We start from the raw sequence: 11,504 nt of genomic DNA, 5'->3' as shown, positions 1-11,504 counted from the left end.
AGTTGGCGGGCGACATGGGCGCGCGACATCGGGATGACCTCGACCGGCAGCGGGAACTTGCCCATCACCTCGACGAGCTTCGAGCCGTCGCAGATACAGACGAATTGACGGGCCACGGCGGCGACGATCTTCTCGCGCGTCAGCGCGCCGCCGCCGCCCTTGATCATGTTGAGGCCGGCGTCGATTTCATCGGCGCCATCGACGTAAACCGGGATGTCGTCGACGTCATTGAGGTCGAAGACCCTGATGCCATGGTCTTCCAGGCGCTGGCGGGTGGCTTCCGAACTGGCCACGGCGCCCGTGTATTTGTCTTTCAACGGGGCCAACGCATCGATAAAAAAGTTGGCCGTCGAGCCGGTGCCGACGCCAATGATGCTGCCGGCCGGTGCCGTCTGCGCGACGTAGTCGGCGGCGGCCTGGGCGACGGCCTGTTTGAGTTCGTCCTGGGTCATGCTGCTCCTCCTGAATGGGGTTTGCCGCGCATTTTAACCCGTCGATTTAGTCCAAAACGGTCATAAAAGTTTAACTTTGGCATGCTTTCATAGTGACTAAACTACTCATACCGTTTTTTTAGGGAGAGCAAGATGAGCGATAAAATCAGGAAAGCCCCGGCTGCCAAGCCTGTTGCAATGCCCAGCCCGGTGAAGAAGCTGGTCCCGCGCACCGCGCCGAAGGCTGAAGTGAAGCCGGCCGTGGCTGTTGCCCAGGCTGTTGCTGCGCCGGTTGCCAATACTGCCGCGCCAACGCCGGTGCCGGTCGCCGCCGAGAAGCCTGCGCCAGGGGAGGCCAAACCAGCCCCGGCGGCCAGCAAGGCCAAGGTGGTGCGCAAGCCGACTCCGGTCGAGGCCACCGTCGCCAAGCATCAGAAGGTGCTGGCCGATGCGCTGGTCAAGGCGCAGGCGATCAAATACGATCAGCCCAAGGTCATGAAGCAGGAAGCGGCGAAGGCTGCGAAGCCGGCCAAGGCCAAAAAAGTGAAGCTGGTGCGTGATAGCTATGCCATGCCAGAGGCCGAATATGCCCGCATCGGCGTGCTCAAGAAGCGCTTGAGCGGGCTCGGCAACGACGTCAAGAAAAGCGAATTGCTGCGCGGTGGCATTGCTCTGCTCGCGGCCTTGAACGATGCCGAGCTGAAAGCGGTGATGGGGCGCGTCGAGCGCATCAAGACCGGGCGTCCGGCCAAGTAGGCAAAAAGTCATAATTTTTCGATTATTACAGTCTGTCACTTGACTGTAATAATCGACGGGTAATCTCCGCAGCGTTGTCCATTCAACCCTGTTCAGGAGTTACCCATGCTGAATTCAAAACTTGTTTCTGCCTTAGCCGTTGCCGGTGTCGCCTTGATTGGCGCCCAATCCGCCCAGGCTCAAGTCATCAAGATCGACGGTTCTTCCACCGTCTACCCGATCACCGAAGCGGTGGCCGAGGAATTCCAGAAAGCCAAGAAGAACGCCATCAAGGTGACGGTTGGTATCTCCGGCACCGGCGGCGGCTTCAAGAAGTTCTGCCGCGACGAACTTGATATTTCCGACGCTTCCCGGCCGATCACCAAGACGGAAATGGAACTGTGCAAGACCGCTGGTGTTGAATACATCGAAATGCCGGTCGCCTTTGACGCGCTGACCGTTGTGGTCAACCCGAAGAATGCCTTCCTCAAGCAGGCCACCGTCGCCGAAATGAAGATGCTGTGGGAACCGGCTGCCCAGGGCAAGATCATGAAGTGGAACCAGGTCAATCCGGCCTGGCCTGATGCCCCAGTCAAGCTGTTCGGCGCTGGTGCCGACTCCGGCACCTTCGAGTACTTCACCGAAGCCATGGTCGGCAAGGCCAAGTCCTCGCGCGGCGATTACACTGCTTCCGAAGACGACAACGTGCTGGTTCAAGGCGTCTCGCGTGACGTCAATGCCATCGGCTACTTCGGCTACGCCTACTACGCCGAGAATACCGGCAAGCTGAAGGCGCTGCCGATCGTCAATCCGAAGACCGGCAAGGCGGTTGAACCGTCCGGCGCCAATGTCGAAAACGGCACCTACGCGCCGCTGTCGCGGCCGATCTTCATCTACGTCAAGGCCAAGTCGCTGCAGAAGCCCGAGGTCAAGGAGTTCGTCGAGTTCTACATGAAAAACGGCGCGGCGCTGACCAAGGAAGTGAAGTACGTACCGCTGCCGGCTTCCGCTTATCTTGGCAACCTTGAGCATGTGAAGAAAAACAAGCTGGGCACCGTGTTTGGTGGTCACAATGAAATTGGCATCACCATCGAAGACCTGATGAAGCGCGAAGCAAAGATGTAAACTCCGATCTGGCGGGCTTCGGCCCGCCAGTCGCAGAAGCCCGGCTACGGCCGGGTTTCACGCCGTAAGGAATCTTCAAGTGAATCACGTCATGTCTGCAAACTCTCCATCCGACCTGCCCACGGTCAGCGATCGCCTGTCACACAACGCCCTGCGCCATATCAGCGAACGCCTCATCGAGGCGATGCTCTTCGCCGCCGCCGCGGTGTCGGTGCTGACCACCATCGGCATCGTTTATGTCCTCGTTTCCGAGTCCGTCCAGTTCTTCCAGCATGTCAGCATCGTCGACTTCCTGACCGATACCCAATGGACCCCGCTCTTCGACGATGCCCACTTCGGCATCATGGTGCTCATTTCCGGCACCCTCGTTTCCTCGCTTGTCGCGCTCGTCGTGGCGATTCCGATGGGGACGATCATCGCCATCTACCTGTCCGAGTTCGCCCATGGCAAGGTGCGCGAAGTCGCCAAGCCGATTCTTGAACTGCTCGGTGGCATCCCGACTATCGTTTTCGGCTACTTCGCACTGCTCATGGTCACCCCGCTGCTGCAGAAACTTTTTCCGGAGCTGCCCGGTTTCTCGCTGCTTTCCGCCGGTCTGGTCATGGGCATCATGATCGTGCCCTACATTGCCTCGCTGTCCGAGGATGCCATGCGCGCCGTGCCGATGAGCCTGCGCGAAGGCTCCTATGCGCTGGGTTCGACCCGCCTCCATACGGCGCTGCACGTCGTCGTTCCGGCCGCCTTCTCTGGTCTCGCTGCGTCCTACATCCTGGCTATCTCGCGCGCGGTCGGCGAAACGATGATCCTCGCCGTCGCCGCCGGCATGCAGCCGAACCTGACTTGGAACCCGATGGAACCGGCCGCCACCATCACCTCCTTCATCGTCCAGGTCGCCCTCGGCGACCTGCCGCACGGCTCGATCGGTTACCAGACCATCTTCGCCGCCGGCCTGACGCTGATCCTGATTACCCTGATGTTTAACATTCTCGGCCAGTGGCTGCGCCGCAAATTCCGGGAGAACTACTGATGCAAGCCCATTCCCTGACCACCGAACAAATCCGCGCCCTGATCGCCAAGGGCAAGCTCAAGGACGCCATCTTCAAGGTGCTCGGCATCTTCTGCCTGGCTGTTGCGCTGCTTGTCATCGTGTTACTGATTTCCGACATGGTGGCCAAGGGCTCCGAGCGTTTCACCCTTGATTTCTTCCTCAACTTTGCCTCGCGGCGCGCCACGCAGGCCGGCATTTTGTCGGCCTGGGTCGGCTCGTTGCTCGTCATGCTGGTCACTGCCCTGGCTGCGGTGCCAATCGGCGTCGCCGCCGGCGTCTATCTTGAGGAGTACGCCAAGCGCAACTGGATCACCGAGATCATCGAGATCAACATCACCAACCTGGCCGCGGTGCCGTCGATTGTGTACGGCCTGCTGGCGCTCGGCATCTTCGTCTATACCTTCGGTTTTGGTCAGAGCATCCTGTCGGCCGGCCTGACGCTGGCCCTGCTCATCCTGCCGATCATCATCGTATCGACCCGCGAAGCGATCCGCGCCATTCCCGCGATGATCCGCGAGGGCTCGATGGCGGTTGGTGCGACGCGCTGGCAGACCTGCCGCTATCACATCATTCCGTACGCCATGCCCGGCATCCTGACCGGCGTCATCATCGGGCTGGCCCGTGCCATCGGCGAGACGGCGCCGATCATCACCATCGGTGCGCTGACCTTCATTGCCTTCCTGCCGCCGGTGCCCTTCACCGAAGTTAGCCCGGGGGTCAATGCCGGCCTGTTCGACTGGGTGATGTCGCCCTTCACCGTGATGCCGATCCAGATTTTCAACTGGACCTCGCGTCCCGATCCGGCCTTTGAAGTGAATGCCGCCGCCGCCGGTTTCGTGCTCATGGCCATGGTCCTGACCATGAACGGGGTTGCGATTTATCTTCGCTACAAAATGCGCAAGAACATCAAGTGGTGATCGTCATGAAGCAGCGCGCCGCCAACTTTGTCGACTTCGCCTTGCCGTGCTACTCGCACTGTCTGCGGCTTGTCTTCGCGTTGGCAACGCACTGCCTCAAGACTTAACTTCCACGGTCAACCGGAAAAATTGCCCAAAAATGAAATCCGAAATGGAGTCTCCGATGCAGATTCACGATCACCCGACCCTCAAGGCCGAAGCCCGCAACCTGAACTTTTTCTACGGCGAGGCGAAGGCGCTCAAGGGCATCAACATGCCGATCTACGACAAGAAGGTCACCGCCCTGATCGGCCCTTCCGGCTGCGGTAAATCGACCTATCTGCGCAGCTTCAACCGCATGCACGACCTCTATCCGGGCAACCGCTACGAAGGCGAAATCCGCTTCTTTCCGGACAACACCAACCTGCTGTCGCCGGACGTCGATCCGATTGAAGTCCGCATGCGCGTCGGCATGGTTTTCCAGAAACCGAATCCGTTTCCGAAAACCATCTACGAAAACGTCGCCTACGGCCTGCGCGTGCGCGGCGAAAACAACAAGCGGGCGCTCGACGACAAGGTCGAAAAGGCCCTGCGCGGTGCCGCCATCTGGGATGAAGTGAAGGACCGCCTGCAGGACATGGCGCCCAATCTGTCCGGCGGCCAGCAGCAGCGCCTGTGTATCGCCCGTGCTTTGGCCACCGATCCTGAATTGCTGCTTTTCGACGAGCCGACCTCGGCGCTCGATCCGATCGCCACCGGCGCCATCGAAGAGCTGGTGCATGAACTCAAAAAGCACGTCACCATCCTCATCGTCACCCACAACATGCAGCAGGCGGCGCGCGTTTCGGACTACACCGCTTACATGTACCTCGGCGAGTTGATCGAGTTCGGCAAGACCGACGAGATTTTCATCAAGCCGCAGGACAAGCGTACTGAAGACTACATCACCGGCCGCATGGGCTAATTTCGTGCGCCCACCCGCCGCGACTTTGCCCCCCCGCCTCGTCGTGCCTCCGCACTGCCTTCGGTGGGGCTGCGCGTCACGACGCACGGGCACATGAAATCAAGGAGAATGAAATGAGCGAATCCCACCACCTTTCCAGCCAGTTCGATGACGAACTCAGCCGCCTGCGTACCCACGTTCTGCACATGGGCGGTCTGGTTGAAACCCAGGTTTCCGCCGCCATCGATGCCTATGCAACGGGTGAAATCGCCAGCGTCAAGACCATTGTCGAGACCGATCGCCGGGTCAATGAGCTCGAAAAGGCCATCGACGACGACTGCGCCCACGTTATCGCCAAGCGCCAGCCAACCGCCTCCGACCTGCGCCTGATCCTTGGCATTAGCAAAATCGTCACCGATCTCGAACGGGCCGGCGACGAGGCCAAAAAGATCGCCAAGGGTGTTCGCCGCATCTATGAAAACGGCCATCTGCCCGGGCAGTACGGCGTTGGTATCCGGCATCTGGCCGAAGCGGCGCTGACCATGGTGCGCCAGGCGCTCGACGCCTTCGCCCGGCTCGATACGCCGCAGGCCTCTGATGTCATTCGTGCCGACACGGATGTTGATGCCGAATTCAAGTCGATCATCCGCCAGCTCATCACCCACATGATGGAGGACCCGCGCACCATCACCACCTCGATCGACATCATCTGGATCGCCCGGGCCATCGAACGCATTGGCGACCACGCCAAAAATATTTCGGAGCAGGTCGTCTACATCGTCGAGGGGCGTGACATCCGCCACACCAAGGAGAAGGCGCAGTGACACCGACGATTCTCGTCGTCGAAGACGAGCCGGCTATCCAGGAACTCGTCACGGTCAACCTCAAGCACGCCGGTTTTCTCGTTGTGCGCGCCGGTAGCGCCGAAGAGGCTGAATCGGCGATCCGCGCCGCGCTGCCCGATCTGGTCATTCTCGACTGGATGCTGCCCGGCCAATCCGGCGTCGCGCTGGCCAAGAAAATCCGCGCCGACGAGCGCAGCCGCGAACTGCCGATCATCATGCTGACTGCCCGCGTCCATGAAGAAGACAAGGTGCAGGGCCTCGAAGCCGGGGCCGACGACTACATCACCAAGCCCTTTTCACCGAAGGAAATGGTTGCTCGCGTCCGCGCCGTGCTCCGCCGCCGGTCGCCGCACCTGGCTGGCGAAGCGGTTGAGATCGGCAGCTTGGCGCTCAACCCGGCGACCCATCGGGTACTCGCCAGCGGTCAGCCGATCGAGCTCGGGCCGACCGAATTCCGCCTGCTCTTTTTCTTCATGACTCATGCCGAGCGCGTTTATACCCGCGCCCAGTTGCTCGACGAAGTCTGGGGTGACCACGTCTTCATCGAGGAACGCACGGTCGATGTCCATATCCGCCGCCTGCGCGCGGCGCTGGAGGATTCCGGCAACCACGAGCGGGTCGAAACCGTGCGTGGCACGGGCTACCGTTTCCGGGGAGCCTGAACGGCGTGTCAGCCCAAATCATACGGGCCGTGCTGCTCGCCCTGCTGTCGATCCTCTTCGCCTTGCCGGTCGGTTATTTCGTCGCCGCCTGGGCCGGCTGGTTGGTCTTCTGCGCCGGCCTCGGCCTGCAAATGATTTTCCATTTTCGCAACTTCGCCCGGCTCGATCGCTGGTCGCATCGGCCGGTGGTCGATGCCTGCCTGGAAGGAGAGGGCGCCTGGGACGGCATTTTTGGCCGCCTGTACCGGCACGAAAAAGACCTGCGCGCCCGGATTGCCGAACGCGACGACAAGATTGAGCGCCTTTTCGCTGCGCTGCAGGCCCTGACCGACGGTGTCGTCGCGCTCGACCTCAACCAGCAGATCATTTACTGCAACACCACCGCCGAAGCCCAATTGGGTTTGCAATCGGTCGGTGATCGCGGCCAGCCCATCGTCAACCTGGTGCGCCAGCCGGAGTTTGTCGCCTATCTTGAGGCCGGTAATTTCGAGCGGCCGCTGACCCTGCGTTCGGAGCGCGGCACGGACCGGGTGCTGTCGATCCACGTCATTCCCTATGCCGGTGACCGTCGCCTCTTGCAGATCAAGGACGTCACGCAGAGCGACCGTGTCGACCGGATGCGCCGCGATTTCGTCGCCAATGTTTCACACGAATTGCGCACGCCGCTCACCGTCATGGCCGGCTTCCTCGAAACGCTGCAGGAAATCGAGCTGGCCCGTGACGATCAGCAGCGCTACCTCAAGATGATGGCCGAGCAGTCGACGCGCATGGAGTCGATTGTCCAGGATCTGCTCACCCTGTCTTCCATTGAGTCGGCGCCGCCGCCGGGCAACGATCTGGTCGATATGAGCAACCTCATCGACAAGCTGCGCCGCGATGGTGAAGCGCTGTCGGCCGGCCGGCACCGCTTTGTGGCCGACGTTGACGGGCAGTGCGACCTGCGCGGTTCGGAGCCCGAACTGGTCAGCGCCTTCGGAAATCTTGTCGCCAATGCCGTGCGTTACACGCCAGCCGGGGGCACCGTCCGCATCGCATGGAAAGCCACGCCACAGGGCGCGGAGTTCGCTGTCGAGGACACCGGGATCGGCATCGAGGCCAAACACATTCCGCGCCTGACCGAACGTTTCTACCGCGTCGACCGCGGCCGTTCGCGCGATGCCGGCGGCACCGGCCTCGGCCTGGCCATCGTCAAGCACTCGCTGAACCGGCATCAGGCCCAGCTTGAGATCAGGAGTACGCCGGGGATCGGCAGCCGCTTTGCGGCTAAATTTCCGGTCGGGCGCCTGGCCCGCGTCCAGGTCTCCTGACCTGGGCGGCTCGCCGAGCCGCCCGGAGCAACGGTCTTAGCGGAAGAAGCGGCCGAGCAGCCCACTCAGGAAGCCCGGGCTGGGTTGCCTGGCGATGCTTGCCACGGCAGCCGGGCCGTGATCGATCCCGGTCATCCGCTTGACCGCTTCGGCGTAGTCACGATCCTCGTTGGCGATATGGTTGATCAGCCATTTCGAGAGCAAGGAGTGCAGTTCATCGACAATGTCCTCGCCCTTGGCGGCGCGCATGGTGATGTCGGTGACGCGGCGAATGAATAGTTCATGCACTTTCTTGTGCGGCTTGAGGAACTTGTAGCCGGCCTCTTCGAGCATCTCTTCCTCGAAGCCGAAATGCGACTGCGTGTAGTCGATGAGTTGCTCGATGGTGTCGTTCACCAACTTCTTGTCGAGCTTCATCTTGGCGATTTCGAGATCGTTGATGTATTCGACGATGCGCTGATGCTGGGCGTCGATCACTTCAATCCCGGTTTCGAGTTTTTTATCCCAGATAATTGGCACGGCTGTTCTCCTGACATTTTTACAATGTCAGGAGTAAATAGTACTTTTGGTGTAATGCTTTTGACGTGCGTCAACGATGCCATAGAGCAACCGTGAAGTATTTCACGGTCGCAATCATGTTTTTCGCCGGAATTTCCGGTTGACCGTAGCAATGTGTCATGACTTCAAACGCCACCCGGTTGGATGTCATGCCTGCTGGTGTGGTCACCGCCGATCAATCAGCCCTTGATCGGACGGACCTTGCCGGCCGCCAGCTTGGCGTTGGCCCGCGCCTGGTCCGTCGTGCCAGCATTGGCCACGACGACGCCCATGCGCCGTTTCTTGAAGGCTTCCGGTTTGCCGAACAGGCGCAGGTCGGTACGCGGCACGGCGAGCGCCGCCTCCAGCCCGGCGAAGGCGATGCCCGATTCGTCCATGCCGCCGTAGATGACGGCCGAGGCGCCCGGTTCGCGCAGCGCGGTATCGACCGGCAGGCCGAGGATGGCGCGGGCGTGCAGTTCGAATTCCGAAAAACGTTGCGAGCACAGGGTGACCAGCCCGGTATCGTGCGGCCGTGGGCTGACTTCCGAGAACCACACCATGTCGCCCTTGACGAACAGCTCGACGCCGAAGATGCCGCGGCCGCCGAGGTTGCCGGTGACGGCGCCGGCGATTTCCTGGGCCCGGGCCAGCGCCGGCGCCGTCATCGTCTGGGGCTGCCACGATTCGACGTAATCACCAGCAACCTGGATGTGGCCGATCGGTTCGCAGAAGTGCGTGACGACTTCGCCGCTGGCGTCGCGGGCGCGCACGGTCAGCAGGGTGATTTCGTAATCGAAGTTGATGAAGCCTTCGACGATGACGCGACCTTGATTGACTCGGCCGCCGCTCGCCGCGTAGTCCCAGGCCTTTTGCACGTCGGCCGGGCCGCGCAACAGCGACTGGCCCTTGCCCGACGACGACATGGTCGGTTTGACGATGCACGGGTAGCCGATGCCGGCATCGATGGCAGCCTGCAGTTCGGCCAGCGAATCGGCAAATTTATACGGCGAGGTGGGCAGGCCCAGTTCCTCGGCAGCCAGCCGGCGGATGCCTTCGCGGTTCATCGTGAGCTTGGCGGCGCGCGCTGTCGGGATGACTTCGGCCAGCCCGGCCGCTTCAATCTCGACCAGCATGTCGGTGGCGATAGCCTCGATTTCCGGCACGATTAAATGCGGTTTTTCCTGTTCGACCAGCCGGCGCAGCGCCGCGCCGTCGGTCATCGAAATGACGTGGGCGCGATGGGCGACCTGGTGGCCGGGGGCGTTTTCGTAACGATCGACGGCGATGACTTCGACGCCCAGGCGTTGCAACGCGATGATGACTTCCTTGCCGAGTTCGCCGGCACCGAGCAGCATGACGCGGGTGGCAGAAGGGGAGAGCGGGGTGCCGATTTGCATGGGGTTTCCTCTGTTGAGCGGATTTCGATTTTGGCCGAATTTAGGCGTCGACCGTAGCATCGTCAAGCCAAGTTTCAGCCGCACCGGGATGGGGCGCCGCGCTTTATAATGCCGCGATGCCATTTCGCTCCCTGCCGCTCTCCATCGAACGTTTTCTGCTCTCGCCCTTCAGCCTGTTGCTGGCGCTCTTCCTGGCCTTTGTTCTGAATGCTTACAGCCTGCCGCTGACCGATGTGGACGAGGGGGCTTTCTCGGAAGCGACGCGCGAAATGATGGCGCGCGGCAACCTCGTTTCACCGACGCTCAACGACGCGCCGCGCCACGACAAACCCATCCTCATCTACTGGGCGCAGGCCGCCTCGGTCGCCGTGCTCGGCGTCAGCGAAATCGGTTTCCGCCTGCCATCGATCATTTTCGCACTGCTCTGGGTCTTCGCCCTGTTCCGCTTCTGCGTTCGCCATGGCAACCAGATGACGGCGCAGATCGCTTCGTTGGTCATGGCGCTGACGCTGGTCGTCGGCTTCATCGCCAAGGCGGCGATTGCCGATGCCCTGCTCAATCTCCTCATCGCGCTGGCCCTGTTCGGCATCTACGACTATTTTTGCGCCAGCCGGGACGGCAAACCGGCCGCCCAAACGCGGCGCCTGCTGTTCGCCGTCTATGCTGCGCTCGGCCTCGGTTTTCTGGCCAAAGGGCCGGTCGCCGTCTTCTTTCCGCTGCTCATCAGCGGCCTCTTCTTCGTTTCGGCCGGCGCCTGGCGCGACTGGCTCAAAGCCGCCTTCTTCTGGCCCGGCTGGCTGCTCTTCCTGGCCATCGTCGTGCCGTGGCACGTCGCGGTCTATCTTGACCAGGGCGACGCCTTCTTCCGCGGTTTCTACCTCAAACACAACATCAACCGCTACGCCGACACCTTCGAAGGCCACGGCGGACGCTGGTGGTACTACTTCGCCGTGACGCCGCTCATCCTGCTGCCCTTCACCGGCTGGCTGTTCGCCATCGCCGGCAAGGTCGTCGGCGCGCTGCGCCAGAGCGACCGCGATGGCCTGTTCGAGCTTTTCCTGGTCATCTGGTTCGTCGTCGTCTTCGCCTTCTTCTCGTTCTCCGGCACGCAATTGCCGCATTACCTGCTGTACGGCTGCACGCCGCTCTTCATCCTGCTCGCCCGCCATCGCCTCGATTTCGAGCGGCGCTGGCTGGCCTTCGTGCCGATCATCCTCTTCGCGCTGCTCCTTGCCGCCCTGCCGGAAGTGCTCGCCTTCGCTGCCGGCAAGGTGAGCCGGCCTTTCGAAAAAACGCTGATTTCCGGGTTGACCGTCGCCTTCGCCGACGAAGCCCGCTGGTTGTTGCCCCTGCTCGCCATCGCGGTCGTTAGCCTCGCCTTCTGGCGCCGTCTGCCGGTCTGGCAGGGCCTGGTCATCGCCGGTCTGCTCCAGGCGGCGACGGTCGCCCTCGTCATCGCGCCGCGCGTCATCGACGTCACGCAAGGCCCCGTGCGCGAAGCGGCGCTGCTCGTCAAGCAGAGCGGCGAAACCAATGTCGTCGCCTGGCGCATCATCATGCCGAGCTTCAGCGTTT

General features: G+C 61.7%; 12 protein-coding genes. 9 read left to right on the top strand and 3 right to left on the bottom strand.

The features are described 5' to 3' along the window. Nucleotides 1-452, bottom strand: a 452-nt coding sequence (rpiA, locus tag ADADOO_RS12925) for a ribose-5-phosphate isomerase RpiA (protein ID WP_511277915.1), incomplete at its 3' end; no start/stop codon positions are given. Between the two features lie 132 nt (nt 453-584). On the opposite strand from rpiA, the gene ADADOO_RS12920 reads away from it, so the two are divergent. The 8 genes from ADADOO_RS12920 to phoR all read left to right on the top strand — a co-directional run bounded on the left by ADADOO_RS12920 (nt 585) and on the right by phoR (nt 7,992). Then, nucleotides 585-1,187, top strand: a complete 603-nt coding sequence (locus ADADOO_RS12920; RefSeq protein WP_511277914.1) for a hypothetical protein — start codon at nt 585-587, stop codon at nt 1,185-1,187. Nucleotides 1,188-1,292: 105 nt separating this feature from the next. Further along, nucleotides 1,293-2,291: a PstS family phosphate ABC transporter substrate-binding protein gene (locus ADADOO_RS12915; protein WP_511277913.1), complete on the top strand. Its 999-nt coding sequence runs from the start codon at nt 1,293-1,295 to the stop codon at nt 2,289-2,291. A gap of 91 nt (nt 2,292-2,382) precedes the next feature. After that, nucleotides 2,383-3,318, top strand: coding sequence for a phosphate ABC transporter permease subunit PstC (pstC, locus tag ADADOO_RS12910; RefSeq protein WP_511277912.1), 936 nt, complete (start codon nt 2,383-2,385; stop codon nt 3,316-3,318). Next, complete coding sequence (pstA, locus tag ADADOO_RS12905; RefSeq protein ID WP_511277911.1) at nt 3,318-4,256, top strand: phosphate ABC transporter permease PstA; 939 nt, start codon at nt 3,318-3,320, stop codon at nt 4,254-4,256. The genes pstC and pstA overlap by 1 nt, the downstream gene beginning before the upstream one ends. Nucleotides 4,257-4,419: 163 nt before the next feature. Continuing rightward, the gene (pstB, locus tag ADADOO_RS12900; protein WP_511277910.1) at nt 4,420-5,199 is read left to right on the top strand and encodes a phosphate ABC transporter ATP-binding protein PstB; all 780 of its coding nucleotides are present in this window, start codon (nt 4,420-4,422) and stop codon (nt 5,197-5,199) included. Between the two features lie 113 nt (nt 5,200-5,312). Next, nucleotides 5,313-6,002: a phosphate signaling complex protein PhoU gene (gene phoU / locus ADADOO_RS12895; RefSeq protein WP_511277909.1), complete on the top strand. Its 690-nt coding sequence runs from the start codon at nt 5,313-5,315 to the stop codon at nt 6,000-6,002. Then, on the top strand, nt 5,999-6,685 hold the full coding sequence (gene phoB / locus ADADOO_RS12890) for a phosphate regulon transcriptional regulator PhoB (protein WP_511277908.1): 687 nt from the start codon (nt 5,999-6,001) through the stop codon (nt 6,683-6,685). Before phoU ends, phoB begins: the two co-directional genes overlap by 4 nt. 5 nt (nt 6,686-6,690) lie before the next feature. Beyond that, nucleotides 6,691-7,992 carry a phosphate regulon sensor histidine kinase PhoR gene (gene phoR / locus ADADOO_RS12885; protein WP_511277907.1) on the top strand — a complete coding sequence of 434 codons (1,302 nt, stop codon included), beginning with the start codon at nt 6,691-6,693 and terminating at the stop codon, nt 7,990-7,992. Nucleotides 7,993-8,028: 36 nt separating this feature from the next. On the opposite strand, the gene ADADOO_RS12880 is transcribed toward phoR, so the two are convergent. Together ADADOO_RS12880 and purT are read right to left on the bottom strand one after the other, a co-directional pair. After that, the gene (locus tag ADADOO_RS12880; protein ID WP_511277906.1) at nt 8,029-8,511 is read right to left on the bottom strand and encodes a bacteriohemerythrin; all 483 of its coding nucleotides are present in this window, start codon (nt 8,509-8,511) and stop codon (nt 8,029-8,031) included. 218 nt (nt 8,512-8,729) lie between these two features. Further along, entirely contained in the window at nt 8,730-9,929 is a 1,200-nt protein-coding gene (gene purT, locus ADADOO_RS12875) for a formate-dependent phosphoribosylglycinamide formyltransferase (RefSeq protein ID WP_511277905.1), read from the bottom strand. Nucleotides 9,930-10,045: 116 nt separating this feature from the next. Here purT and ADADOO_RS12870 point away from each other — a divergent pair. Continuing rightward, nucleotides 10,046-11,504 (top strand): ArnT family glycosyltransferase (locus ADADOO_RS12870; protein ID WP_511277904.1); only part of this gene is annotated, 1,459 nt, incomplete at its 3' end.

The sequence above is a fragment of the Azonexus sp. genome, from assembly GCF_036170495.1.
Taxonomy (GTDB): Bacteria; Pseudomonadota; Gammaproteobacteria; order Burkholderiales; family Rhodocyclaceae; genus Azonexus.
Note: the sequence above shows the minus strand (reverse complement) of the source record. Positions and strands in the feature narration are given on the sequence as shown.

Bases quoted from the DNA above. Each gene is read 5' to 3' on its own strand.
- pstA (WP_511277911.1), top strand. From the start codon at position 3,318: ATGCAAGCCCATTCCCTGACCACCGAACAAATCCGCGCCCTGATCGCC.
- phoU (WP_511277909.1), top strand. From the start codon at position 5,313: ATGAGCGAATCCCACCACCTTTCCAGCCAGTTCGATGACGAACTCAGC.
- ADADOO_RS12915 (WP_511277913.1), top strand. From the start codon at position 1,293: ATGCTGAATTCAAAACTTGTTTCTGCCTTAGCCGTTGCCGGTGTCGCC.
- pstB (WP_511277910.1), top strand. From the start codon at position 4,420: ATGCAGATTCACGATCACCCGACCCTCAAGGCCGAAGCCCGCAACCTG.
- purT (WP_511277905.1), bottom strand. From the start codon at position 9,929: ATGCAAATCGGCACCCCGCTCTCCCCTTCTGCCACCCGCGTCATGCTG.
- pstC (WP_511277912.1), top strand. From the start codon at position 2,383: ATGTCTGCAAACTCTCCATCCGACCTGCCCACGGTCAGCGATCGCCTG.
- ADADOO_RS12920 (WP_511277914.1), top strand. From the start codon at position 585: ATGAGCGATAAAATCAGGAAAGCCCCGGCTGCCAAGCCTGTTGCAATG.